This window comes from Rhodothermales bacterium (assembly GCA_017643395.1).
Taxonomy (GTDB): Bacteria; Bacteroidota; Rhodothermia; order Rhodothermales; family UBA10348; genus JABDJZ01.
This window is the reverse complement of sequence record JAEPNP010000001.1, coordinates 1,105,800-1,130,116: the sequence shown is the minus strand read 5'-3', so window position 1 is coordinate 1,130,116 and position 24,317 is coordinate 1,105,800. Positions and strand designations below refer to the sequence as shown.

At 64.0% G+C, this 24,317-nt stretch carries 20 protein-coding genes and 1 riboswitch; of the genes, 4 read left to right on the top strand and 16 right to left on the bottom strand.

Features of this window, described 5'->3' with window-relative positions; genetic code table 11:
- The first annotated feature begins 45 nt into the window (after positions 1 to 45).
- On the top strand, positions 46 to 1,350 hold the full coding sequence (locus JJ896_04495) for an amidohydrolase family protein (GenBank protein MBO6778892.1): 1,305 nt from the start codon (positions 46 to 48) through the stop codon (positions 1,348 to 1,350).
- 9 nt (positions 1,351 to 1,359) lie between these two features.
- Here the strand turns inward: JJ896_04495 and JJ896_04490 are convergent, their stop codons facing one another.
- From JJ896_04490 to JJ896_04480, 3 genes are read right to left on the bottom strand one after another with little or no spacing between them, the layout of a single operon-like run.
- Positions 1,360 to 1,572 carry a (2Fe-2S)-binding protein gene (locus JJ896_04490; protein ID MBO6778891.1) on the bottom strand — a complete coding sequence of 71 codons (213 nt, stop codon included), beginning with the start codon at positions 1,570 to 1,572 and terminating at the stop codon, positions 1,360 to 1,362.
- Positions 1,573 to 1,579: 7 nt separating this feature from the next.
- Positions 1,580 to 2,668: a hypothetical protein gene (locus JJ896_04485; GenBank protein ID MBO6778890.1), complete on the bottom strand. Its 1,089-nt coding sequence runs from the start codon at positions 2,666 to 2,668 to the stop codon at positions 1,580 to 1,582.
- Positions 2,665 to 4,458 (bottom strand): TonB-dependent receptor, encoded by a 1,794-nt coding sequence (locus JJ896_04480; protein MBO6778889.1) that lies wholly within the window; start codon positions 4,456 to 4,458, stop codon positions 2,665 to 2,667. The genes JJ896_04485 and JJ896_04480 overlap by 4 nt, the downstream gene beginning before the upstream one ends.
- A gap of 91 nt (positions 4,459 to 4,549) precedes the next feature.
- A riboswitch (cobalamin riboswitch) is annotated at positions 4,550 to 4,755 on the bottom strand.
- Between the two features lie 125 nt (positions 4,756 to 4,880).
- Between JJ896_04480 and JJ896_04475 the strand changes: the two genes are divergently transcribed.
- From JJ896_04475 to JJ896_04465, 3 genes are all read left to right on the top strand, one after another.
- Positions 4,881 to 6,257 carry a TolC family protein gene (locus tag JJ896_04475; protein MBO6778888.1) on the top strand — a complete coding sequence of 459 codons (1,377 nt, stop codon included), beginning with the start codon at positions 4,881 to 4,883 and terminating at the stop codon, positions 6,255 to 6,257.
- Between the two features lie 51 nt (positions 6,258 to 6,308).
- Complete coding sequence (locus tag JJ896_04470; protein MBO6778887.1) at positions 6,309 to 6,911, top strand: ABC transporter substrate-binding protein; 603 nt, start codon at positions 6,309 to 6,311, stop codon at positions 6,909 to 6,911.
- A gap of 145 nt (positions 6,912 to 7,056) precedes the next feature.
- The gene (locus JJ896_04465; protein ID MBO6778886.1) at positions 7,057 to 8,046 is read left to right on the top strand and encodes a hypothetical protein; all 990 of its coding nucleotides are present in this window, start codon (positions 7,057 to 7,059) and stop codon (positions 8,044 to 8,046) included.
- A 12-nt stretch (positions 8,047 to 8,058) separates the two neighbouring features.
- Here the strand turns inward: JJ896_04465 and JJ896_04460 are convergent, their stop codons facing one another.
- The 13 genes from JJ896_04460 to rsmH form a co-directional block, all read right to left on the bottom strand.
- Positions 8,059 to 9,522, bottom strand: a complete 1,464-nt coding sequence (locus JJ896_04460) for a hypothetical protein (protein MBO6778885.1) — start codon at positions 9,520 to 9,522, stop codon at positions 8,059 to 8,061.
- A 207-nt stretch (positions 9,523 to 9,729) separates the two neighbouring features.
- Entirely contained in the window at positions 9,730 to 10,992 is a 1,263-nt protein-coding gene (ftsZ, locus tag JJ896_04455) for a cell division protein FtsZ (protein MBO6778884.1), read from the bottom strand.
- Positions 10,993 to 11,096: 104 nt separating this feature from the next.
- A complete protein-coding gene (gene ftsA / locus JJ896_04450) occupies positions 11,097 to 12,389 on the bottom strand; it encodes a cell division protein FtsA (GenBank protein ID MBO6778883.1) in 1,293 nt (430 codons plus the stop codon).
- On the bottom strand, positions 12,386 to 13,120 hold the full coding sequence (locus JJ896_04445; GenBank protein MBO6778882.1) for an FtsQ-type POTRA domain-containing protein: 735 nt from the start codon (positions 13,118 to 13,120) through the stop codon (positions 12,386 to 12,388). The genes ftsA and JJ896_04445 overlap by 4 nt, the downstream gene beginning before the upstream one ends.
- The gene (locus tag JJ896_04440; protein ID MBO6778881.1) at positions 13,117 to 14,499 is read right to left on the bottom strand and encodes a UDP-N-acetylmuramate--L-alanine ligase; all 1,383 of its coding nucleotides are present in this window, start codon (positions 14,497 to 14,499) and stop codon (positions 13,117 to 13,119) included. Before JJ896_04440 ends, JJ896_04445 begins: the two co-directional genes overlap by 4 nt.
- Before the next feature lie 17 nt (positions 14,500 to 14,516).
- Positions 14,517 to 15,626 (bottom strand): undecaprenyldiphospho-muramoylpentapeptide beta-N-acetylglucosaminyltransferase, encoded by a 1,110-nt coding sequence (murG, locus tag JJ896_04435; GenBank protein ID MBO6778880.1) that lies wholly within the window; start codon positions 15,624 to 15,626, stop codon positions 14,517 to 14,519.
- Positions 15,623 to 16,759, bottom strand: a complete 1,137-nt coding sequence (locus JJ896_04430) for a cell division protein FtsW (protein ID MBO6778879.1) — start codon at positions 16,757 to 16,759, stop codon at positions 15,623 to 15,625. The genes murG and JJ896_04430 overlap by 4 nt, the downstream gene beginning before the upstream one ends.
- Positions 16,760 to 18,121, bottom strand: coding sequence for a UDP-N-acetylmuramoyl-L-alanine--D-glutamate ligase (locus JJ896_04425; GenBank protein ID MBO6778878.1), 1,362 nt, complete (start codon positions 18,119 to 18,121; stop codon positions 16,760 to 16,762).
- Positions 18,118 to 19,275 carry a phospho-N-acetylmuramoyl-pentapeptide-transferase gene (locus JJ896_04420; GenBank protein ID MBO6778877.1) on the bottom strand — a complete coding sequence of 386 codons (1,158 nt, stop codon included), beginning with the start codon at positions 19,273 to 19,275 and terminating at the stop codon, positions 18,118 to 18,120. The genes JJ896_04425 and JJ896_04420 overlap by 4 nt, the downstream gene beginning before the upstream one ends.
- Positions 19,275 to 20,747, bottom strand: a complete 1,473-nt coding sequence (locus tag JJ896_04415) for a UDP-N-acetylmuramoyl-L-alanyl-D-glutamate--2,6-diaminopimelate ligase (GenBank protein MBO6778876.1) — start codon at positions 20,745 to 20,747, stop codon at positions 19,275 to 19,277. Before JJ896_04415 ends, JJ896_04420 begins: the two co-directional genes overlap by 1 nt.
- 4 nt (positions 20,748 to 20,751) lie before the next feature.
- Positions 20,752 to 22,818 carry a PASTA domain-containing protein gene (locus tag JJ896_04410; protein MBO6778875.1) on the bottom strand — a complete coding sequence of 689 codons (2,067 nt, stop codon included), beginning with the start codon at positions 22,816 to 22,818 and terminating at the stop codon, positions 20,752 to 20,754.
- Between the two features lie 9 nt (positions 22,819 to 22,827).
- A complete protein-coding gene (locus tag JJ896_04405; protein ID MBO6778874.1) occupies positions 22,828 to 23,205 on the bottom strand; it encodes a hypothetical protein in 378 nt (125 codons plus the stop codon).
- A gap of 143 nt (positions 23,206 to 23,348) precedes the next feature.
- On the bottom strand, positions 23,349 to 24,284 hold the full coding sequence (rsmH, locus tag JJ896_04400) for a 16S rRNA (cytosine(1402)-N(4))-methyltransferase RsmH (protein ID MBO6778873.1): 936 nt from the start codon (positions 24,282 to 24,284) through the stop codon (positions 23,349 to 23,351).
- Positions 24,285 to 24,317 lie beyond the last annotated feature (33 nt).

The window sequence follows — 24,317 nt, the reverse complement described above, 5'->3', positions numbered from 1 at the left end:
TCCGCCGCTGATAGTTAAGTTGAATCCGCCTAGCCCCGCATCGCCATGAACACGCTCTTTCTGCTGGCTGCCCTGGCCCTGTCCCCGGCCGCTGCCCCCGAAGATGTCACTGCCTTTGTGAACGTCACGGTCGTCCCCATGGACGCCGAGCGGTTGGTGCCCGGCCAGACCGTATTGATCGAGGGCGACCGTATCGTGGCCGTCGGATCTGACGTTCAGGTACCGGAAGGGGCCCTGGTCATAGACGGTTCAGGACAGTACCTCATGCCGGGGCTCGCAGAAATGCATGGGCACATCCCTCCGCCGAACCAGCCCGCCGAGGAGATTGAGAAGACGCTCTTTCTCTACATGGCCAACGGCATCACCACCGTGCGCGGCATGCTCGGATATCCCGGGCAGCTGGATCTGAAGGCAGCCGCGAACGCGGGCGAGATCGACGCGCCGACGCTTTACCTGGCGGGCCCGAGTTTCAACGGCGGCTCGGTGAACTCGCCCGCACAGGCGGCCGACAAAGTCAGGCGGCAGGTGGAAGAGGGGTGGGACCTGCTGAAAATCCATCCGGGCCTGAGCAAGGCCGAGTTTGACTCCATGGCCGTGACTGCTCGCCGGTCGGGAATCGACTTCGGTGGGCACGTTCCGGCGGATGTAGGTCTTGTGCACGCCCTCGAGATGGGGCAGCTGACGTTTGACCACCTGGATGGCTACGTCGAGTACCTGTCTTCGATCGATGCGGACGCGGTTGACACGGGAGCCCTGGCAGACATCGTGGCGCGCACGAAAGCGATGGGCGCCTGGGTCGTGCCGACCATGGTGCTGTGGGAAACGCTGTATGGCACGAACGACCTCGACGATCTGAATGCCTTCCCGGAACTGCAATACGCGCATCCCTCGGCGCGGGCCTCATGGGAAAACGCGTTCCGCCAGCGGGTGGCCAATCCCCAGTTCGATCTGCAGCAGTCCCGGAAGGTCATCGATGCCCGCATGCAGGTTCTGGCGGCACTGAACGAGGCCGACGCCGGTATCCTCATGGGCACGGACGCGCCTCAGCAGTACTCGGTACCCGGCTTCTCATTGCACCGGGAGATGGCCCGCATGGAAGATGCCGGGATGTCGCCCTATGAGGTGCTGAGGAGCGGCACGGTCGCGGTCGGCACGTACTTCGAAGCCTGGGACACGTTCGGACAGGTGGCAGCCGGCCATCGGGCCGATCTCATCCTGGTCCGGGGCAACCCCCTGGAGGACCTGGCCCACGTGGCCGACCGTGGTGGGGTGATGGTTCGTGGCCGCTGGTACGCAGAGGAGACGATTCAGGAGCGCCTGGCATCGATTGCGGCGTCGTACAGGCAGTAGGGGGCGGTCCTACTCCTCCGCAGCCTTCTCCACGATGATCTCGCTGAACGAGGTCCGGCCGGTGCGCAGCATCTCGGCCACGTACGGTCTGCACAAACCGCACCCGGTCGCAAACCGGGCTTCGTCCCGCAGGTCCTGAAGGGTGCGGCAGCCTGAACGGTCTGCCACCTCCTTCAGGACCTTGAACGTGACGCCTTCACAGACGCAGCGGTCTATGTGCATGATTGCGCTATTGAATGATGACGGCGACATGCGTAGGTGCCTGACCCACACCATGCTCGGCCAGTACGGACCCGTCCGCAGCGCGAACTTCGACAAGCTGACCGGCAGCCGTATAGTCCGGAAACGGACCACCGGCCGATCGGGCCATGCGGCCGACGAACCACCGATCTGACCCGAATCCAATACCGGACAGGCCCACGTAGGTGCCTTCATTGTCAAAATTCCACGCGGACAGCTCAGTGCGCGTCTCCAGCTCGAACCGTCGAATCATCTCTGACTGAGGATCCAGAACGGCGAGTTCCGAGGCCGATGCGGCCGCACCCTGGCCGCCACCCGTAGAACCAAACTGGTGGTCATACTCGATGCGATCCAGCTCGGTGAGGGAAACGGCATTCAGAAAGTGAACCTGCCCGCCGGTCTGTTCCAGAATCTGGCTGAAATCGTCGTTGTAGACGGTTTTGCCAAGGCAGACGATGTTCAATATTTCACCGGAGACTACGACGTCGCGGGGCCCATCGCACGCAATGGAACGTTCCTGCGCGGAGCCGTCCGCCAGGTCGATCACCGTGACAGAGCGGCCGCTGCCGATGTAGCCATAGTTGGCGATGATGAGTCGACCGGACGCATGAGCGATGCCTTCCGGATAGCTGCCCGTTGCAAAGGTTGACGTCAACGCGGCCGTCGCGAGATCGATGGCCAGCACGTTTCCGGAGCCGTCGAAGGCGAAGGTGGTGACGTAGGCCGTGCCGTCCACGATCGCAGCTGCGCGCGGCGCATCAATGTCCTCCAGAGAGGCGAGTACGGTGCCGTCCGGACCGGTGATGTCCACTCTCCCGCCAGAGAACGTGTTGACCAGCACCAGCCGCAGCGTGTCTGCCGGCACGACGGCCTGGACAAAGCCGTCCATCGCGGGTCCTGTGGAGGTCCCACCGGTTTCCAGGTTCAGGGTGGAGACGGACCCGTTCTGGTCCGAGAAATTGCCGCCGTTGGCGACCAGCACGGCGCGAGCCGCGGGCGCACCCTCCATGCCGGAGTCGTTTGAATCGCAGCCGGCAAGGAGCAGACCGGCAAGAATCAGACAGGGGAGAAGTCTCATGAGGAGAGATCGATGTTGAGGTGTAGAGTCAGATGTCGGCCCGGCATCGGATAGAGCCGCACGGTTTCAAAAGGGATGTCGAGCGCGTTGTGCAGCATGATTGACAGGGTGGCGTCGGCCTGTGCGAGCCGACGAGTCGTGCGCAGTGCCAGGTCGAGCTCGGTGTACGGGGGCTCCTCGAATGAACCATCGGACGCAATCGGGCGATGGCCGGTGTAGCGTGCCGAGGCGGACAGCTCCACGGCCCCCACGGCCCATCGCACCGGGACCGCGATGACCGTGCGGGGCACGTATCTGAGCTGGTGCCCGAAGGATGCAGATCGGGAATCGCTGCGGTCCGTGGCGCGGGTGTAGCTGCCGTCGATTCCGACGGCCACACGGTTCCCGGCCCAGAGGGCACGCCATTCGAGACCCGTCGATCGCGCGCGACCAACATTGGTCGGCGTCCATACCTGGAGGCCGGACATGACGAGGGAGGGCTGCCAGACGATGCGGTTGTCGAGCCACGCGGCGAAAGCCGTCGTTTTCAGCACCAGCGCTCCGAGGCGGGATTCCAGCCCCGCGTCCACCGTGTAGCCGACTTCCGGACGCAGGTCCGGATTGCCTCCGGGCTGCCAATAGCGCTCCACAAAAGTGGGATGTCGCACGCTTCGGCCCGCACTGACCGAAACCAGCAATCCGGACCCTCTCGTGGACACCGAAACGCGGGGCACGGCCCGGTACCGGGCCGTGCGCACTTCCTGTCGCAGGCCCGCGAATATCACGAGACGGCTGGTGGGCTGCCGTGTCGAGATATCCACGAACCCGCCGGTTTCGGTTTCAGGACCGCCCTTCAGGTACTGCGTGTCGACTCCGCCCTGCAGGTCCCATCGTTCACGCCCGAAGGTTGCGGTGAGCGAGGCTCTGGAGGTTTGGCTGCTCCGATCGAGATTTGCGTCGGCGTCTCTGAAGGTTGCTCCCGAAGTCTGCCAGACGGCCTGGGCACGCCACAGGGTGCGCTCCCGCACACCGGAGGCCCCAAGAGCAGTCACACCGAGTCGGTCCTCCTGGCTGGCACGCAGTGGCCTTCCGTTCGCGGGACCCGGAAGCGCCGTGTCCGCGTGCGACGAAAGATGACTGATCGTCCACCGGGCCGTGCCGGTGCGCCAGTTGAGGGTCGCCACCGCACTCTGTCGCTCCCGACCGGCACCGATGCGACGGCGATTCTCGGCGAGGGGCCATGACTCTGGGGCCCGGGACGCGTGCAATCCCAGCGTCACGCCGGCCCGGCGCCTGTCGCCGCCCAGCACCACGGCGCCGTGTCGTGCCCCGAACGCTCCGCCTCCGCCCGCGAGACGCACCATCAGCCCGTCACTGGCCTGAAGCAGCGTCATGTCGACCTGTCCACCCATCGCGCCCTGATCGGTGGCCGTACTGCGGACAAGACGCGCGCGTTCGAGAAATGCCGCCGGGATCATGGACAGATCCACCTGCCCGCTCTGGGGCTCGATCAGTCGAACGCCCTCGAGCACCACTGCCACCTGAGAGCCGTCCCAGCCCCGAATCCGGGGCGTTGCCGGCCCTCCCGGATTGCGGCGGTAAACGAATAGTCCCAACTCGCCCGAGAGGGCGGCCGCCAAATCGCCCCCGCCAACGTGCTGCGGGGAGCGCAGCTCGACATAGCGTACCGGCCCCGACGCGATTGCGCTCACCTGAATCTCGTCCAGAATCACCCGCACGGAGTCCTCGGCATTCTGGCCGAGGACCGGGTCAGCGCTGGTGGACGCCGCCATCAGGAGGGCGGCCCCCAAGAATCTGGGAGATATAAACATGGGCCCACCTCATGGAGATGCGGGCCCAGATCGACGGTCGACATGGCCGCACACCCCTCTTCCCGGAGGTCGCATTGGCTTCGCAGTCGGCAGGTCTCCTGACTTCCGACCCGTGCATCCCGACCTCAGTCTGCCACCTTCCCACGCGAGCAGTGGGGCAGACGTCCTTGGTCGGGCGGATCGGCTACAGTTGCGGGTACAGTTCCGGAGTTCCGCCTGGGCGGGCACCGGATTCCCTCTTCGCCACGTGTGTGGACCGAGCGCGTGATTGAAAAGAACACGGCGAAGGTACACGGCCGCCGTTGGTCGCACAATGGCAGAATCTTCGCCGTGCGACACAGGGGCCGGCGTCCTGCCCTCGTCGCCGGGAACGTCCCTGCGCGCGCATCGTCCTTCGCGTCATGAATCGCCTATTGCTTCTCCTCGCCGTGTCGGCCCTGGCCTGGCGGCCGGCCGGCGCGCAGGACACGCTAACCGTCGGACTTGGCGAGGCGCTCTCCAGGGCCCTTGAGGTCAGCCCCGACATCCTGGCCGAGCAGGCCGGTCTTCAGTTCGCAGAAGGTCGGCTAGGTCATGCACGGGCGAGCCGCCTCCTGACCGATGCCGGGGCCACAACGGCACACGCCTTCGCCCCCGCCCTGGACAACCCCAACAGCACGGCGACGGATCGTCTGTACCTGGACCCCGACGTTCGCAACGATTGGGAGCGCCTTCACCCCTTCAGTCGGTTGGATGTCGACGTGATCCAGCCATTATGGACCTGGGGGCAGATCGGCCGCAGTATCGACGCGGCGAGGGCCGGTGTCGAACTGGAGCAGGCCGCCGTGCAGGAATCACAGTATGTCGTGGTAGAGCGAACCGGGGAGCTGTACTTCAGCATGCTCCTTCTGAACGTACTCGATCGCCTGGCATCAGAGGCCGGGGATGCTGTTTCCCGGGCAAAGGAAGAGGTCGAAAAACAGCTGGAGGCAGGATCTGCGGATGTGGGTGATGCCGACCTGTTCCAGGTGCTCATCACGGAGCAGGAGGTGCGGAAGCGGGTGGCCAGAGTGCGCGAAGAGATGGCCACGGCGCGATCCGGGCTTACACGCCAGTTGATGCTCCCGCCTGGAATCGCGCTCGAGACCGAAGACAGATACCTGGAGCCGCTTGGCTTCCAGCTGGACGCGCTCGAGGTGTACGAGCAGTTGGCACTCCGGCACCGGCCTGAGGTTGCGCAGGCGCAGGCGGGTGTCGAGGCCCGCGAAGCGTTGGTGGACGTCGCCCGCTCCGACTACTTCCCCAAGCTGTTCCTTGGTGCGCACATGCACTACTCAGGAACGACGGCAGACCGGTTCCGGCAACGCAATCCCTACGTGGGGGACTCGTTTCTGTCCCGTTCACTGGAAGCCGGGCTCGGCATGCGCCTGCAGCTGAACTTTCGCCAGACCCGGGCCCGGGTAGAGCAGGCCCGCGCCAATCTCGCCGAAGTGCAGCATCTGGAGACGGGCGCGCGGGAGCTGGTCCTCTTTGAGGTGGAGCAGGCCTGGCGCGCCGTGCGGATCCGTCAGGAGGAGTTGGCCGCGGCCGAAGAGGCGTTCCGATTGAGCAGGGAATGGCTGCTGACCGAGTACAACAATTTCGAACTGGAGTTGGGCGACACGGATGACCTCATCAAGGCTGTACAGGCCAAGCTCGAACTGGAGGCCGGCCGCCACCAGGCTGTTTTTGACCTGAACATGGCGATTCTGCGGCTTCACACCAGCTCCGGGCTCCTGGAACCGCTACTGGCATACTAGTTGAATGGGTGTCGGGTGATTGAACAAGACCCACCCACCGCCTTTCTGATCATGTTACTGTCCCGTTTTCTGAACACTGCTGCCGTCCTGGCGCTACTTCTGGCAGCGCCGGCTATGGTCCTGGCCCAGGCCGACGCCGAGGTGCGTGCGCTTCTTGTGGAGCGCGATGCCGGCATCAAGGAATTGCTCGGTCCTGAAGGCTCCGATGTGCCCGAGTCCCGAAAGGCCATTCTTCGTGATGAGATCAACGGCTTCCTGAATTTCCGGGCGATGGGCGAAGCGGCACTCGGACCGCATTGGAGCGATTTGTCGGCCGAGCAGCAGGGTGAGTTCGTCACGGTGTTTGCCGACATCATCCGGTCGCAGTCACTGACCAATCTCGATCCGTTTCGGGCGCGGGTGAACTATGACCAGATCACCGTTACCGGCAACGATGCCCGCGTGGTTACCAGCACCGTGGTTGACGATGTGCCCATGGTTATCGAATACCAACTGCGTCGGGCGGGAGGCACCTGGCAGGCTACCGACATCATCGTGGATGAGGTCAGCACGGTAGAAGGCTACTCGCGCTCATTCCGCACCATGATCAGGAAGCGCGGTTTCGAGACGCTCATGGAGCGGTTGCGGGCGCGCCGGGACGAACTGACCACCTGACCGGGGCGGCCTGGCACTCGGGCCACCTGCGCGGGTCAGCCAGCTAGGGGCGGCCTGGCACTCGGGTCCTTGAGCGCCTGCGAGGCGCTGACGTGAAGTTCATCGAACCCGTCTGAGCCACAGGGCGTTGCAGCGGATTCTGGCGATGTCCAATCCGCGCGTCCTGATGACCGAGGGCTATGTCTTCCATACCTATGGCCCGGAGAAGTATCTCCGGCAGGCAGTCGCCAGTGCGGTTTCCATCCGACGCCACGATCGCACGCGTCCCCTGGCGCTCTACGCTTCGGAGAATCAGCTGGCAGCCCTCGAGCGTGAGGGACTGACGGACCTGTTCGCCGTTCGCTCCGTGCTCCCGGAGGCACATCGTTCGATTGTCGGGTTCAAACATCACCTGGAGCGGTTCATGCCGTTCGATGCAAACCTGTTCGTGGATGCGGACATGGTTTGGTGCCGGGATCCGGACCCCCTCTGGCTGAAGCTGAGTTCGTTCGACTTCACTGCCACCGGACTGGAGCGGGCGGATTTCTGGTTTGGGGGTCCAAAGGGCCTCGGCATCGTCGGTGACTATGTGCTTGACCGCAGGCGGCGCACAATGGCCAACCTGGGAATCCGGTATCTGCCTCGCGTGCAGGCCGGTATGATCTACGCCTCCACAAGCGCGGCGGCAGAGCGCGTCTGCAGCAAGGCCCGCGAGTTTCTCGCACGTCGGGACGAGACGCATTTCAGATCGCGGCTCGCCGAAGGGCGATCCGAGGAGTCGTGCGAGTGGAGTCTGGCTGCAGCGATGGCCTACTACGAGATGCCCGTCTTTCCCTGGTTTCAGGCCCAGGAGAGTCCGCAACTCGATTTTGTTGAGGGCCTTGTGGAGTACGATCTCGAATTCCGGACCGTGCGCTGCCGCTACTACACCGACCACACGGTGCAATCACTCCGCGGGATTCCTTCAGCCGGCTTACGCCGATTTCTGACGGGCCTTGTGAGCCGACTGCCCGGACGCGGTGATCATCTCGATGTGACGCCCTACGCACTGCATTTTGGTTGGCTTCGGCACAAGCAGCCCTACATGGAATTCGCCAACCGGACATGGAAGCGGCTGACACAGCGCGAGCACATTGCCTCCAGTGCTCTGGCCTGAGCACCCGATTCCTCAGGAGCCAGCGAGACTGCGCAGAAAGCTGAACTCCTCGCCGAAGCTCCACAAAGCAACCAATGCGGCGACCCCTGCAACCACCTCGGGGGCCAGTAGCCAGACCAGCACGGCCCGGACCGGACCCGGTCGCATGCAGGAGACGGTGTCGATGCTGGTCCTCACGTAGCTCCATATTCCCGTAGCTGCGACGAATCCGCACGCGGCTAAGATGGCGACTTCCGACCATGGGCCGGAGCCCACCAACATGACGCAGGGCAGCGTCAGGAGAACCGGCCATCTCGGCCACAGTGCCAGGGTGAGCGCCTGACCGAACCGGCCCCGTGACGGGCGCACGGCGGTCAGATAGAGCAAACCTGCCCAGGCTACCAGGGATATCGCGACCAGGCTTGCCACCGCGGCGCTCAACAGAACGGGACGGGTCAGCAGCACGTCCAATACGGCGCGCTGGCCGGGTCCGGCCCAACTCCAGAGGGCAGCGACAACCGGACCGGAGCGGACCAGGGAGTTCGTGAGGTGCGCCAGTAGCCCGATCAGAACCGCAATGGAGACCAACAGCACCAGATTCGCGAGGGCCAGGCTGTCTCGACCGTCTGCGACCGACTGCCTGTAGATGCCGTGCGCGGTGAAATAGCGGGCGACCATGGCCCGAAACCGGAGCGAGCGCAAATCGGCCAACAGGAGCAGGATGATGAGTATCCAGCCGATGAGCACGTACCGGCTCGCGGGGCGACTGGCACGCTCTGCTGCAGGCCTGTCAAAGACCGTGCGCCCTTCACGCAGCGCGCCGCCCACCACTGCCACCGCCGGACGGGCACTGCCGTCTGCAGCATGCAGTCCCCAGTGCTCACGCAGCGGTCTTGGTGCAAACGATGAGGGCGTGCCGTCCCGCCAGCGGTATAGAAAGACCACGGCCTCGCGCCCCAGCAGGTCGGGCATGAATCGGGCATAGGCCTGTTCCTGCAACCCCAAGCCGAAGCCGGCCGGATGACCGACCCCGGCCAGGGCAGTTCCGGCAACTGTACCGCCCCGGTAGAGCACCACATCAACGGCATCCTCGCAGGGATCGGGGTGCGGGTAGGCCGACACGAAGTGCGTCTTAATGGGGGCGACTGCCGCCGCGATCTCGGCAAGGAGTGCGCAGACCTCCGCTTTCCTTGTGTCCGGCGCGTAGGCCAGACCAAAGGAAGCCGCCCCGCCTTCGGTGCTGAGGCGGGAACCCTGTGCGCGAATCCAGCCCGCCGTGTCGGCCAGGGTCGAAGCGACCGGAAACAGCACGTTTGTTTCCAGAAACAGGCTGATCCCGAGTGTGTCGGCCTGGCGGCGCACATCGGCAGAAACGTTGAACGGCGCTCGTACAGCGCTCAGACCCAGATCTGCGATGGACAGCAAGTCTGCCGATGCCCTGATCCCATCGGAAGGTGTATCCCACACCACTCCGACAGGCTGGGATCGGGCGGGCATGGCCAGCCCGAGGACTAGTATGAGGAACAGGCTTCTCACCGGGGAAAACTAGAAGAACAGAGCGAGCCGCGCCCCTCAGGACGCGGCTCACTCCGACCGAACCCGGAAACTTTCCACGCCGACAGCCCGCGGCGATGACCGGGTTTGCTCAGGACCCGGATGGAAAGACAGGCAGGTAGCGCGCTCCAGAGAGCGCGGGTGCTGGTATCAGTCCAACATTTTGCGCAGGAACGCCGGCATTTCCTCCTTCTCCGTGTTCACAGGCTCGGCCCGTTTTTCAATGTCCTCGACCTGAAGCCTGCGGACCCGGTAAGGCGCTCCATCGCCGGTCGGATTGGGAGCGGGCGGCTCAACCGATAGCGAAGCGGTGCGCCGCTGGTAGGCGGGCATGTCCAGCTTCTGGAGAGCTTCTTCGCCCTTGTACTGGATCACCGGGCCCGTTTCGTCCAGTGGAAGCGTGCGACGCCGACTCTGGGCTTGCTGCTCCGGACGGACCGCCGAATCGAAGCCGGTTGCGATTACCGTGATACGGAGCTCATCGCCCATCTCCTCGTCGATGACCGTTCCGAAGATTACCTCGACATCATCCCCGGCCTCGCGCTGGATGATACTGGTTGCTGCTGTCGCCTCACGAATTCCAAGGGACTTGCCGGCGGTGATGTTCACCAGCACGTTGCGGGCTCCGTGGATGGACAGGCCGTCCAGCAGCGGACTCGCAAGCGCTTCGGTGGCCGCCTTGTCCGCTCGGCCCTCCCCGGAGGCCATAGCGGCGCCCATAAGAGCGGTGCCACCTTCCTTCATGGTGGTGCGCACATCGGCGAAGTCGAGGTTTATCAGACCATGCACGGTGATCAGGTCACTGATCCCGCGTGTTGCGTTGTACAGCACCTCGTCTGCCTTTCCAAAGGCGTCCATGAGCGTGGTGTTTACGTCCGCGATATCCAGAAGTCGCTCATTGGGAATGATGATGAGCGTATCCACATTCTCCTTTAGCAACTGGATGCCGGTATCCGCGGCCTGGTGACGTCGCCGCCCTTCGCAGTCGAAGGGCTTCGTGACAATTGCCACAGACAGGATGCCGAGTTCCTTGGCGATGGCGGCCACAATCGGTGCTCCGCCCGTGCCGGTACCTCCGCCCATGCCTGCTGTGATAAAGACCATGTCGAAGCCGCGCAGCTTCTCCGTGAGATCCTCCCTCGTCTCCTGAACCGCCTGGGCTCCCACTGCGGGACGGGCACCCGCGCCAAGGCCCTTGGTCAGATCCCGACCCGCCTGAATCTTGGTGGGTGCCAGATTCATGGACAGCGCCTGCGAGTCGGTGTTGATTGCGAAGAACTCCACACCGTGGATACCCTTCTCAATCATGCTGTTGACGGCGTTGCCTCCGCCACCTCCGACGCCGACCACTGCGATCTTGGCCTCGTCGTTGAGCGCGTCGTCGAACGCGAAATGTGAGCTGAAATTGGTCATCGGATAACCTCCTGTACTTGGGCTGTAGGTGGCGTCACCGGAACGGACGCCGGCTGAAGGTCCGGCGAGCGACCGGACCCGGGGGTGATTGGATAGGGGTTAAATCAGAGTTCGTCGAACCAGGTCTTCATGCGGCCGGCGATCTTGGCGACAAGCCTTTCGCCTGCCACAGAGGGTTCCTCCTGTTCCCTGGAGACCATGTCGGACCGGAAGGGGGTGCCGCCAATCATCTCGGGGCGAAGGCCGTAGAGCACGAGGCCCACGGCCGTCGCGAATTTGGGGTCGGAAACCTCGCGTACCATGCCTCCCGCGAGGCCCATGGGTTTGCCGATCCGGGCTTCGAGCCCCAGGATCTCCGAAGCGAGCGCGTCGGCACCTGCTACCAGGGATCCGCCGCCCGTAAGCACAACGCCTGCCGACAGGTGTCGGCCGTAGCCACTGCGCTTGATCTCGATGGCGGCGATTTCGAGGATTTCCTCCATGCGCGGCTGGATGATCTGCGCCAGCGTCGATCTGCCGACGAGTTTCTCGCCGCGACCACCGATGCCGGTAATGGCGATCTGCTCATCGTGATCCACCAGATCCACAAGGGCGGATCCGTAGGCGCACTTCAGACGCTCCGCCTGGTCGCGCATCAAACCGAGGCCCTTGCGCACGTCATCAGTGACCTTGTTGCCGGCCACGGCGATGACGGCGGTGTGACGGATTGTATTGTCCTCGAACACGGCGATGTCCGTCGTGCCTCCGCCGATGTCGATAAGAGCTACGCCGACTTCCTTCTCATCCGGGTGCAGCACGGAGAATGACGAGCCCAGGGGCTCGAGTACGATGTCCGCGACTTCGTAGCCGGCCTTCTCGATGCAGCGGTAGATGTTCTTCGCCGCCGAGACCAGGCCCGTGATGATGTGCACGTTGGCTTCGAGCCGCACCCCCGACATGCCTACGGGGTCGGCCACGCCATCCTGCCCATCGACAATAAACTCCTGTGGGATGACATGGAGGATTTCCCGATCCGCGGGCATGGCCACGTGGGTGGTGTCCTCCAGCAAACGCTGCACGTCGCCCTCGGTAATCTCGCCGTCGCGGTTGGAAATCGTAACCACGCCGCGACTCTGAAAGCTCTGCACGTGGTCTCCGGCGATCCCCGCAATCACGCTGTTGACCGTGACTCCGGCCATGCGCTCGGCTTCGCCGACGGCGACCCGAACGGCCGCCACTGTCTTGTCGATGTTGACGACCACCCCACGGTTCAGACCGTCGGACTCGGCCATTCCGACGCCAAGCACGTTGATGCGGTCCAGCTCGTCCGTGGTCGCCACGACCGCACACACTTTCGTGGTGCCTATGTCCAGGCCGACTACTATGCGATCGTTGATCTCCTCCATCGGGTTCCTCATGTGTTTGAGCGTTCGTGAGCCACGACCTGATTGCGGAATCGCAGGTCCAGCCACTCGTAGCGTTTTTCGGGGTGGGCAAGCACGGCCTGCATCCAGTAGGCCTGCAGCAAATCCAGTTTCTCCTCGAACCGGTCCTGGCCAAGCCGAACTCGAATGGACTGGCCGGCCGGCGAGACCGCCGTGCGTAGTTCTATGTCTCCCGATCGGGTCTGGTGGATCTCGGACAACAGCGCATCCTTTCGCGCTTCCAGATCGGGGAGCAGGGCCATCAGCTCCAGCACGGGCCGGCTCTCGACGGGAGTGACGGGGTGATAGGCGTCGATGAGCCCGCGCACGACTGGCACGTCGTAGACGGCCGTAGCCACCGCAGGCATGCGAAAGCCAAACCGGTCCAGGTAGTAGGCCGGCCGGCCGTCTCCGTCCATCACCAGGGCTACGGGTTCTCTCTCCCTGACCGAGATGATCACCGAGCCCGTGGGTTGGGCCGAAACGGAGGCGCGTTCTATCCATGGATGTCGACGGACCCGGTCCGCGGCGACCTCCGTGGAGACCCGCGCAAGCGGATCTCCCACGACAACACCTGCCAACGTCGTGACCGCACTCGTGTCAGCGTACACGGCGCCACGAACAAGGACACGCTCGACCTGCGCCCGGTCCAGCCAGCGCCATCCCATATATCCAGCCACTCCAGCTCCGACGAGGAGCACGCACAGTATCACTCCTCGTCTCATGCGCCCTCCTCCAGCATGGCGAGGAGTTCGCGCGAACTGCGCCAGATGTCTCCCGCACCCATCGTGATGACGACATCGCCCTCGCGAACCAACTCGTTGATGCCGGTGGCCAGGGCCTTCTTGTCCTCGATGTAGTGGACCGACCGGTGACCAAACTGCTCGGCCAGGTCCGCGACGGTCTGACCGGAGATCTCCTGCTCCTCGGACTCCCTGGCCCCGTAGATCTCTGTCAGAACCAACACGTCCGCGTTGAAGAACGCGCGGGCAAAGCCCTCCTTGAAGTCCGCCGTGCGCGAATACAGGTGCGGCTGGAAGGCGGCCACGATGCGCCGGTCCGGCCAGGAGTTGACGGCGGCGTCCAGCGTGGCGACCACCTCCGTCGGATGATGCGCGTAGTCGTCGACGACCAGCACACCGCGGGCCTCGCCCAGCACATGCAGCCGCCGCTGCACTCCGGAGAAGCGGTCGAGCCCTCGTACGATGCCTTCAAAATCGATTTCGAGCTCAAGCCCCACCGTGATGGCGGCCAGCGCGTTCTGCACATTGTGCATACCGGGCTGGTTGACGCGCGCCTCACCCAGGCGTTTGCCCCGGTGCACCACGTCAAACACCATGGACAGCCCATCCTGCCGCACGCGGTCAGCCCGCACGTCCGCCTGCCGGCTGGTTCCGTAGGTCACCACCCGGCGGTCGATGCGTCCCACGATGCGTTGCACATTGGCGTCATCCAGGCAGAGTATCGCCGCGCCGAAGAACGGCACCGAGTTGGCGAACTGAACGAACGCCTCCAGGAGATCGTCAAGATCCCTGTAGATGTCCAGATGCTCCTCCTCGATGTTCGTGATCACCGCCAGAGAGGGGGTCAGGCGAAGGAAGGTGCGGTCGTATTCGTCGGCTTCGACCAGAATGACGTCGCCCTCACCGGTCACGGCATTTGAGCCGAAGACGGACACTTTGCCCCCGACGATGATCGTCGGATCGAAACCGCCTGATTCCACGACCAGGCCGGCCATGGAGGTTGTGGTGGTCTTTCCGTGGGTGCCGGCGATCCCGATTCCGAACTTCATGCGCATGAGCTCGCCGAGCATCACGGATCGCGGAATCAGCGGAATGCGCAGCCGGGTCGCTTCCTTGGTTTCGGGATTTCTGTCCGGCTTCACCGCAGACGAGTAGACGACCAGCTGCGCATCGCCGACCTGTGCGGCGTCGTGGCCCTTATAGACCTTCGCCCCCAGACTCTCCAATCGTTCGGTGACGTCTGAGGTCGCCAGGTCGGACCCGGATACCTGGAAACCCCGTGTGAGCAGGACTTCGGCGATCGAGCTCATCCCGATCCCGCCGATGCCGACCATGTGGATGCGCTGGAAGCGACCAAGTATTTCGAGGCGTCGTGTGCTCATGCTGCTGCCCTCCGTCCTGCAAGGTCCAGCAGGGACGTGGCGATGCGCTCTGCGGCATCTTCCACCGCATGTCGGCGGGCCGCGCTCCTCATGGCTTCACGCGCATCCCGATCATCCAGCAGGGAAGAAGCCATTGCTACCCATTCCGAAACCAGCTGAGGCTCCGGCAGAATTCGCGCTGCTCCTGCAGCGACCACCGAGCGCGCGTTGTGCGTCTGGTGATCCTCGGCAACGTTCGGACTCGGAACCAGAATGGCCGGCGTACCGGTGACCAAGAGCTCTGCGCAGGTACTGGCGCCGGCCCTGCACATGGCCAGGTCGGCACAGGCATACGCGGCCGGCATATCGTGCAGATATTCCAGGATGTGCAGCCGATCAGTGGGCGCTATCGCCGCACGCACGCGCTCATGGTATCGGCGTCCAGTCTGCCAGATCAGATGGGCATCGGTTCCCTCGAGGAAGAGATGAACGGTCTCCATGAGCGCCTCATTCAGGGCCTGGCTGCCCAGAGAGCCTCCGAACACCAGCAGCACGCGTGCATCCTCCGGGATCCCCATCCGGCGCCGAGCCGGCGATTGCTGCACCCCTTTCAGGGCTGAACGGGTGGGATTGCCTGACAGGAGCACACGACCTTCCGGAAACGCTTCAGTTGCTTCCGGGAACGCGATGTGCACTTGTTCTGCGAGCCGCCCGAGCAGTCTGTTGGTGACGCCCGCGTAGGCGTTCTGCTCCTGCAGCACCAGGGGCCGTTTTCCCATCCACGCCGCGACACCGACGGGACCGGCCACAAAGCCGCCGGCTCCAAATACCAGGTCCGCATCGAATTCGTGCACAAGCCGGTAGCTCTGGTAAAGGCCCTTGGCAAGCCGACCGGGTACGCGGAGGTTGGCCAATTTGTCGGCTCGGTTCAGCGCCGCGGCTGTGATGGGATAGATGGGATAGCCTGCCCGCGGCACGGCCTCCCACTCGATCCGGTCCGTCGTGCCGGCGAATGCCAGTGCAGAGGCCGGCTCCTTTCGTTTGACCGCGTCCGCCACGGCAATGGCCGGGTACACGTGTCCACCGGTGCCTCCGGCTGCGATCAGTATGCGGGCGGGTCTACTCATCGGAGCTGGCGGGAGATATTCAGAAGCATGCCCACCATCACACCCGAAATGAGCATGGATGTACCGCCGTAGGACACGAACGGTAGGGGGAGTCCGGTTACCGGAAGCACTCCCGAAACCACGCCCGCGTGCGCGAAACCGTAGATGGCAATCGCCGCGGTGAGTCCCACCGCCAGGAAGAGCCCCAGTGGGTCGGGGGCGTATCTCGCGATACGCAGGAAACCCCGGAAGAGAAATGCCATCAGCATGGCCAGGATGGCCAGCGCCCCGAGCGCGCCATATTCCTCGGCAATGATGGCAAAGATGAAGTCGTTATAGGCCTCCGGGAGGAAGTTGCGTTGCGTGCTCTTGCCGGGTCCCTTGCCGGTCAGGCCTCCCATGGCCATCGCGATGCGAGCCTGTCGGGACTGGTAGCCTTCGTCACGTTCCGAAAACACCTCTTCTGCGGAAGTGTGCGGAAAGATCTTGACGCCGACGAAGGACTCCACACGCGCGGCCCGGTGGGGTGACGTAAGCAGAAGCGCGTACCCAAGCGTCAGTACGATGCCGGCCACCGCCGCCAATTGCCAGATCCGCACGCGGGCCACGAAGCCCATCAGTCCCACCACGGCCAGCGCGACCAGCGCCGTGGACAGGTCCTCCATGCCGATCAGGATTCCCGTGACCAGCATCCAGAACAACAGTGGCGCAAAAGCGCGACTGAAGCTCTCCATGTACGTCTGCTTGCGTGCCAGCAGGGACGCCGCGTAGAGAATCAGCGAGAACCTCGCCAGGTCCGACGGCTGGAACCCGAATGCGCCGATGCGTAACCATCGAGTGGCGCCGCCACTTGCGACGCCGGCCAGCTTGACGACGACCAGTAGCACCAGGCTGCCTATGAGGAACGCTTTGGCGAACTGGGCAATCAGCCGGTAGTCGATGTAGCTGACAGCCAACATCACGGTCAGGGCCAGCCCAAGCTTCATCACGTGACCCAACAGCAGGCCGGAGGTGTCTCCGCCGGCCTTCGTGTCTGCCAGGTACGCAATGGCACTGTAGACCGTCACCACGCCCACAGCGGAGAGCGCGAGCACCAGCCAGACCACGTATTTGTCCAGCGGCTCCCGAACCAGTATGCGGCTCAAGACGGCCATCTAGAGGTTGCTCACCAGTCGTTTGAAGGCGTTGCCTCGCTGTTCGTAGTTGTCGAATTGGTCGAAGCTGGCGCAGGCAGGGCTCAGCAGGACCACATCGCCCGTGCGGGCCTCTTCATGGGCCAGCTGGACGGCTTCTTCGAGGTCTCGCGCGCGCAAGGCGCGCTCTGCCGAGGTGCCGAGCGCATCGGAAATCAATCCGGATGCTTCGCCAAACGTGATCAGCGTGCGGACTTTCGCACTGATCAGAGGCTTCAGTGGGGTGTAGTCGTTCCCTTTGTCCCGGCCGCCGGCCAGCAGCACCACGGACTCCCGCATGCTCTCCAGCGCATACCAGACCGCATTGACGTTCGTCGCTTTGGAGTCGTTGATATAGCGCACTCCGTCTACTTCGCGTACGGTCTCGAGCCGGTGCGGCACGCCCTCGAACGTGGCCAGGCTTTCCCGGACCACATCGCTCCGTACCTCCATCACCCGTGCCGCCACGGCGGCCGCCAGCGAGTTGTACAGATTGTGCTTGCCTCGAAGCGCCAGTTGTTCGGTCTGCATGAGAGGTTCTTCGTTGCCGTTCAAGCGCAGATGAATGGTGTTGTCCCGGACAAAAGCGGCCGCATCCTCGTGCTCCAGTGAAAAGCCCAGGCGGCGCACCTGAGGGGTGCGATAGGCCAGATCTGCGAGGTTCGGGTCGTCCAGGTTGTAGATGAGGGTGTCTCCGGTACGCTGATGGGCGCAGAGGCGGTACTTCGTCTCGATGTACCGCTTCATGCTTCCGCCGTAGCGGTTCAGATGGTCCGGGGTGATGTTGAGAAGGATGGCGATGTCCGGACGGAAGGTGGCGGTCTGTTCCAGTTGGAACGAGGACACTTCCAGGACCACGATGTCCTCGTCTTCGACCCGACTCACGATGTCCGCGAAGGGCAGGCCGATGTTGCCCGCGACCCAGGTCCGTCGCCCGGAGCGTGAAAACACATGGCCTGTTAGCGAGGTCGTCGTGGTCTTTCCGTTGGATCCGGTTATGCCGACCACATGAGCCGTGCAGAACCACGACGCGACTTCGATCTCCGAATAGACAGGAATCGACGTGCGGCGCGCCTCCGACAAGACGTAGGATTCGGGAGGAACTCCGGGGCTGGTGACCACAAAATCTGCCTCCAGCGCGGTGGAGGTGTGTCCGCCGAATTCGTACCCGATGCCCATTTCCCGCAGCTCGTGCTCGGTTTCGGCCGGAATGCGTCCGTGGTCCGTGACGAATACCCGTGCTCCGCGGCGTTTGAGCAGCCGCGCGGCAGCAACGCCGCTTCGGGCTGCACCAACCACCGTGGTCCGGGCGCCGCGGGTCTTGTATCTCAGTGCTGCCCTCATCGAATGCGGAGGATGAGCAGGGCCGCCACGACAGTCACTGCCGTGACTATCCAGAATCGCACGACAATCTTGGCTTCGTGCAGTCCCTTCGCTTCCCAATGGTGATGAAAGGGCGCCATCAGGAAGACGCGTCTTCCCTCGCCGTACTTCCTGCGCGTGTACTTGAACCAGGTAGTCTGGATGATCACCGAGAGCGATTCTGCGAGGAACACGGCACAAAGGAGCGGCAGCAAGAGCTCTTTGCGAATCAGCAGGGTCACCGTGCCTACCGCTGCACCCAGTGCCAGCGCCCCGGTATCACCCATGAAGACCTGGGCGGGATATCCGTTGTACCAGAGAAAGCCGAAGCATGCCGCGGCGAGCGCAAGTGTGAACACCGTCAGTTCACCTGCGCCGACCAGGTACATCTCGGAGAGGAATTCGGCGATATTCACGTTGCCAGCGACGTAGCAAAGCGCGGTCAGACCAAGCGCCACAATGCCTGTGACGCCCGCAGCCAACCCGTCCAGGCCGTCGGTAAGGTTGACGGCATTGGAGAGTGCCGTCACGATGAACACCGTGACCGGGATGTAGATGAGCCAGCCCAAATCGACGCCCGGAATCCAGCCGGCCAGGAAGTTGTAGTCCAACGACTCCTCTGCGACGAAGGGCAGGTAGGTGAGCGTGTTGAATTCCTCGAACGCGGGCTGCACGTAGATGACGGTACCTACCAGCAGTCCCAGCGATATCTGGCCGATGAGCTTGATGCGCGCCGGGAGTCCCGACTTGTCTCTCTTGACGACTTTTATGTAGTCGTCCGCAAAGCCGAAGGCACCCATCCAGGCGGTTGCAAGCATGGCCAACCAGACCCAGGGCTCCCAGATTGCACCCCAGAGCAGAGTGGATCCCAGCACACCGAACAGGATGATCACACCCCCCATCGTCGGCGTTCCCCGCTTGTGGCTATGATCGACCGCCCCGGCATCGACATCCTGACGCACCTCTTCACCGATCTGCTGGGCCGCGAGCCAGCGGATGATGCGTCGGCCGATGATGGTCGAGATGACCAGTGCGGTTATCGCGGCCAGGGAGGCGCGTACCGTAATGAACTGGAACACCTGGAATCCGGGCGGCGCAAACAGGTCTTCGAGGTATTGGAACAGCCAGTAAAGCATCAGACTCCAGCTGCCTCCCGCACTACCGCCTCGTCCAGGTAGGGGCGTTTCTCGGTTCCGATGATCTGGTAGGGCTCAGGGCCCTTGCCCGCGAGCACAATTACGTCACCCAGACCGGCCGTCTCGACGGCGCGATGTACGGCCTGCCTCCGGTCGACGATCCAGTGCATGCGCTCGGGGTGACTCACTCCGCTTCTGATGTCGGCCTGGATGGCCTCCGGATCTTCCGTGCGAGGGTTGTCGCTGGTGACGATGACCCGATCTGCGAGCTCTTCCGCAATGCCGCCCATGAGCGGCCGCTTGCCCGTGTCCCGGTCACCTCCGCAACCGAAGACGCACCAAAGGTTGGCACCCGCGGGCACGATCCCGCGGGCGGCGCTGAGTACGTTTCTGAGCGCGTCCGGCGTGTGGGCGAAGTCTATCACCACGGACCGTTCGCGGCCTATGTCGATGATCTCGAAGCGGCCCGGAGCCGGCCGGGCTTCGGCCAGGGCATCCAGCCGTTCCCGCGCTGCTACGCCGTATGCCTCCATGGCCGCATAGGCCGCTGCCAGGTTGTAGGCGTTGAATGACCCCGAAAGACGGAACGTCGCATCGTGTCCGTCGAGTCGCATGCGGATTCCATGTCCCAGATCCGAGCGCACGGTGAACGACACGTCCTCGGTACCCGTGGTGCCGTACGAAAGTGTGCGGCCGGTTGCACGATCCGCCATCGCGGTGCCGGCCGGATCATCCATATTGATGACCGCGAGCGCTTCGGGCCGCAGGCCCTCGAAGAGCAGCGCCTTGGCGTCGAAGTAGGCTTCGAACGATCCGTGGTAGTTGAGGTGGTCCCGGGTCAGGTTGGTGAACACCGCGGCGTCGAAGTCCACCGCTTCGGCTCGTCGCTGGTCGAGGGCGTGGGACGACACCTCCATGGCGACACCGTCGCAGTCCGCCTGTCTCATGTGTCCCAGCGCTCGCTGCACGCGCACGGCGTCGGGGGTGGTGTGGGCCGTCTCCTCAAGCTTCCCTGGCAGCCCATACCCGATGGTACCCATGTACCCGCAGCGGTGTCCGGCCGCGGTCAGGGCCTGGGAGAGGAGCCACGCCGTCGTGGTCTTGCCATTGGTGCCCGTTACACCACACGTAGTCAGGTCCAGGGAGGGGTCTCCATAGAACGCAGCTGCGAGCCGCGCCAGTCCGCTTCGAGAACTCTCGACCTCAAACACCGGCACCTCCGCGGCGACCGGCTCCTCCACAACAACGGCCACCGCCCCGCGCTCCAGAGCGTCCGGAATGAAGGCATGTCCGTCCGTAGCGTGCCCGCGAATGGCCACGAAAACCCAGCCGGGCCGCACTTCCCTGGAGTCGCACGTGATGCCCTCGACCGGGCTGGCAGACGGGTCTTCGGCTTGCGGTCTCGCAGTAACCAGCAGGCCCGATGTCGACAGGCGTTCCACGAGGCCACCGAGAGTCCGGATATGAGGCATCGACTCAGTCACCGGCGCGCAGGCGTGCTATGCTTGGAAGCCCGACTCCTGCGGCCGGGAGCTGACCCCGAACCGCTCCAGTGCCCTCTACCCGTACATCAACGCCTCGCTCCCGCAACCAGAACGCCGCATCCCGGACCGTCCATCCGGTGAGATCGGGCATGGTTTCGTCGACCGATGCCTCCTGCATCGAAACGCGTATGCGTTCGCGCAGGGCCGCATTCGAGCCCTCCACGGGCGTGACTTTCGAAACCGCGGCCACCGCCTGGGGAAACTCGCTGGTTTCCAGGCCGGCCGCGAGAATGCGACGCTCGGCGACTGTGGGAGGCAGCCCCATCAGCTGTGGCACCCGGACTGTATCTGCTTCCGCAAGCGCTGCCGGGCGGCGATCCTCAAAGAGGGTTGGTAGCCACCTGCGGCCTGCCGCCGCAAACACGGGAGCCGAAACGTCGCCGCCGTAGGTGGACACCCTCGGCTCGTCCATCATGACGAGCAGGGCCACAACCGGGTCCTCTGCCGGGAAGAACCCGACAAAGGTGGCCCTTGAGTGTCCCGAGGAGTAGGCTCCGTTCACGACCTTCCACGCTGTGCCTGTTTTGCCCGCGACTCGGACACCCGGAATGGCCGCCTTTTTGGCCGTGCCGTCGGTGACCACCTCTTCAAATGCCGGCAGTAGCAGGCCTGCGGTTTCTTGAGTCATTACGCGCCTGATCGAGTCGGGCTCGGCTCGCCAGATGGTCTCCCCGCGAACATCCCGGATCTCCTTGACCACGTGGGGCCGCATGAGCAAGCCGCCGTTGGCCAGGGCGGCGTAGGCGTTCAGTAGCTGCAGGGGTGTCGCCGCAACCCCGTAGCCGCGGCTCATGGCTTGCAGTGTGGAGCCCTTCCACTCAGAGATGCGCTCCAGCAGACCGTCCTCCTCGCCGGGGAGATCGATTCCGGTGTCCATGCCAAACCCGAACGCCCTGGCGGTCTGGTAGAACCCGCCCTTGGTGCCTCGCTCTGCAACGCGGGCGGACCCGATATTGCTGGAGACCGCGATTACCCGAGAAAAGGGAATGGGTCCGTAGCCGCGCGTGTCCCGGACCGGACGCCCCTGAAAGATCGCCGTGCCGTTGCCGGTGTCCACGGTATCCGACATGGACACAAGGCCCTGTTCGAGCGCACTGACGGCTGTGACCAGTTTGAACGTCGAGCCGGGCTCCACCTCGTCGGCGATCGCGCGGTTGCGCCGGGCCCCGAAACCAAATGCGCCGGCCTGGTGAGGGTCGTAGGTGGGAGCATTGGCCATTGCCAAAATGGCCCCGGTCTTCGGATCCATGGCGACGGCTGTGGCCCATTTGGCTCCTGCATAGGCCGTACCCGCGGCCAGCTCTTCCTCCAGTATGGACTGCAGCACCAGATCGATGGTAGTCACCACGGTTGCCCCGTGATCCGGCAGGACAAACTCCCCGTCGGCGGCCGGGCGGCGACGCTTCAGTCGGTCTGCGACCATGTCGCGCCGGCCGGCCGTGCCGGTCAGGTCGCGATCGTAGAATTGCTCGAGACCCGCCAGTCCCTCCAGCGCTGCGCCAACATGTCCGAGCACATGCGATCCGATTCGGCCGTAGTTGTACGTGCGACTGTGTCCTTCCTGCACGATCAGCCCGGGCACGGACCGGTCTAGATCGGCAAGCTGTGTGGTGTCGAGGCCTCGCGCCAACAGGGCGTAGCGTTCGCTGCTCGATGTCCGTACGCGACGCCGGAAGTAGGCCGTTGGCCGCCCGGTCGCGTTGGCCAGGGACGCGTAGAGCGTCTCCGCTGCACCTGCGAAGCCGGGCACGCTGGGATCAACCGCGATGTCGAATCGAGCGGTGTTGACCGCAAGTGTGCGTCCCTTCCTGTCCACAATGGCACCACGCATGGCCGGAATCGGATCTACACGCGCGGTTTGCCGGTCACCGGCCTCCTTCAGGTTTTCCGCGTCTACAAGGCCTACACGCACCACCTGCAAGCCAACCGCCGCCGGCACCAGGGCCAGCAGGGTAAGCATCACATACATCCTCGCCAGAATCTCGTCGCGGATCGGCATGCAGTGGGGTCAGGGCCTCAGCCGGATGGGAGAGCCGGAAGGAACCGCTTCAACCAGGCCCAGGGCTCGAGCCCGGGCGGTGATGCGTGACGGACTCGATGCACGGTCATAGGCTGCCTTCACCTGGTTCCGCTCGAGATGAAGCTCCAGATTTTCTCGGCGCAGCGTATCGACCTCCCCGAGGAGGTCGGCCGTTGCGTACACGTGCCCCACATAAAGCGTCACCACTGCGGACACCGCCATGATCATCAGTGCCAGCCTGAGCGTGGAGACGGTCGCGAAAAGGCCACCGAAGTCCCTGCGAGAAGCACTCCCGGTATCGCTTCCGGAAAGTTCGTTCCATGAGGGATACCCCTCGTCGTGCTCGCTGCGCGGGGCCCTTGCCACTCGCCGTCGCACGGCTGACGGCCGCGCCGACGCCTTTCGGGAGACGGCCCGCTTGCCACTCTTTCGAGGGGCAGGGGCTGCCTTCACGAAGCGAACTGGACGCTTGCTCTTTCTGCGGGTTTTCGGTTCTGGCATGTTTGGGGTCAGGGGAGTGGCAGTCGTTCGGCCAGGCGGAGGCGCGCGCTTCGAGACCGCGGGTTGGCCGCAACCTCCGCGGCATCGGGAATGATGGGCCTCTTGTTCAGCGGCCTCCATGGCGCCAGCAGATTGCCCATAATGTCCCGGCGGGGGGTGCCTTCCAGGTTGCCGTAACGGAGGTACCGTTTGACCCTTCGGTCCTCCAGGGAGTGGTACGAAATGACCGCTATCCTGCCCTCGGGGCGGACGAGGGCCGTAGCAGCAGCGAGCACGTTTTCCAGCACGCGCATCTCATCATTTACCTCGATGCGCAATGCCTGGAACACCCGCGCCAATGCCTTGGATCGGTCCGGTGGCGGCACCACACGCTCGATGATCCCCACCAAATCAAACGTGCGGGTAAGCGGCCTGGACCGGATCACTTCTCTGGCAATGGCGCCCGCCCTGGGTTCTTCCCCGAACTCCCGGAGGAGTCGGCGAAGCTCGCGTTCGGTTAGACGGTCCAGGAGGTCCGCAGCCGACTCGGACATATCCGCGCTCATGCGCATGTCCAGCGGCCCGTCCAGCCTGTGGCTGAACCCCCTCTGTCCTGCATCAAACTGATGGGAGGAAACCCCCAGATCGAGCAGAATGCCGTCGACTTGTGTCACCCCGATGGCGGAGAGCAGGTCCTCCAGGTCGGCGAAATTGCCCTGGAGTATCTGAAGACGTCCCTCGGCAATGGCATCCTGCAGTCGGTGTGAGGCGGCCGCAATGGCATCGTCGTCTTGATCGATGCCGATTACGGTTCCTGCAGGATCCAGCGCGTCGAGGAGAGCCGCCGTATGGCCCCCGCCACCGAGCGTGGCGTCCACGAAGTACCCGTCGGTCTTCCCGACGAGTCCGTTAACGACAGCCTTGCAAAGAACAGGTTCGTGATAACCCGATGCGTAGGGGTTCACACCGGAATCCGAACGAATGGCGCTAAGGAAATC

What these genes read in the sequence shown, in the direction of transcription:
- JJ896_04425 (MBO6778878.1), bottom strand. Translation starts at nt 18,121, where the DNA reads ATGAGGGCAGCACTGAGATACAAGACCCGCGGCGCCCGGACCACGGTG.
- JJ896_04475 (MBO6778888.1), top strand. Translation starts at nt 4,881, where the DNA reads ATGAATCGCCTATTGCTTCTCCTCGCCGTGTCGGCCCTGGCCTGGCGG.
- ftsZ (MBO6778884.1), bottom strand. Translation starts at nt 10,992, where the DNA reads ATGACCAATTTCAGCTCACATTTCGCGTTCGACGACGCGCTCAACGAC.
- JJ896_04445 (MBO6778882.1), bottom strand. Translation starts at nt 13,120, where the DNA reads ATGAGACGAGGAGTGATACTGTGCGTGCTCCTCGTCGGAGCTGGAGTG.
- JJ896_04460 (MBO6778885.1), bottom strand. Translation starts at nt 9,522, where the DNA reads ATGCCCGCCCGATCCCAGCCTGTCGGAGTGGTGTGGGATACACCTTCC.
- JJ896_04415 (MBO6778876.1), bottom strand. Translation starts at nt 20,747, where the DNA reads ATGCCTCATATCCGGACTCTCGGTGGCCTCGTGGAACGCCTGTCGACA.
- JJ896_04470 (MBO6778887.1), top strand. Translation starts at nt 6,309, where the DNA reads ATGTTACTGTCCCGTTTTCTGAACACTGCTGCCGTCCTGGCGCTACTT.
- JJ896_04420 (MBO6778877.1), bottom strand. Translation starts at nt 19,275, where the DNA reads ATGCTTTACTGGCTGTTCCAATACCTCGAAGACCTGTTTGCGCCGCCC.
- JJ896_04465 (MBO6778886.1), top strand. Translation starts at nt 7,057, where the DNA reads ATGTCCAATCCGCGCGTCCTGATGACCGAGGGCTATGTCTTCCATACC.
- JJ896_04495 (MBO6778892.1), top strand. Translation starts at nt 46, where the DNA reads ATGAACACGCTCTTTCTGCTGGCTGCCCTGGCCCTGTCCCCGGCCGCT.
- JJ896_04490 (MBO6778891.1), bottom strand. Translation starts at nt 1,572, where the DNA reads ATGCACATAGACCGCTGCGTCTGTGAAGGCGTCACGTTCAAGGTCCTG.
- JJ896_04430 (MBO6778879.1), bottom strand. Translation starts at nt 16,759, where the DNA reads ATGGCCGTCTTGAGCCGCATACTGGTTCGGGAGCCGCTGGACAAATAC.
- JJ896_04410 (MBO6778875.1), bottom strand. Translation starts at nt 22,818, where the DNA reads ATGCCGATCCGCGACGAGATTCTGGCGAGGATGTATGTGATGCTTACC.
- murG (MBO6778880.1), bottom strand. Translation starts at nt 15,626, where the DNA reads ATGAGTAGACCCGCCCGCATACTGATCGCAGCCGGAGGCACCGGTGGA.
- JJ896_04485 (MBO6778890.1), bottom strand. Translation starts at nt 2,668, where the DNA reads ATGAGACTTCTCCCCTGTCTGATTCTTGCCGGTCTGCTCCTTGCCGGC.
- ftsA (MBO6778883.1), bottom strand. Translation starts at nt 12,389, where the DNA reads ATGAGGAACCCGATGGAGGAGATCAACGATCGCATAGTAGTCGGCCTG.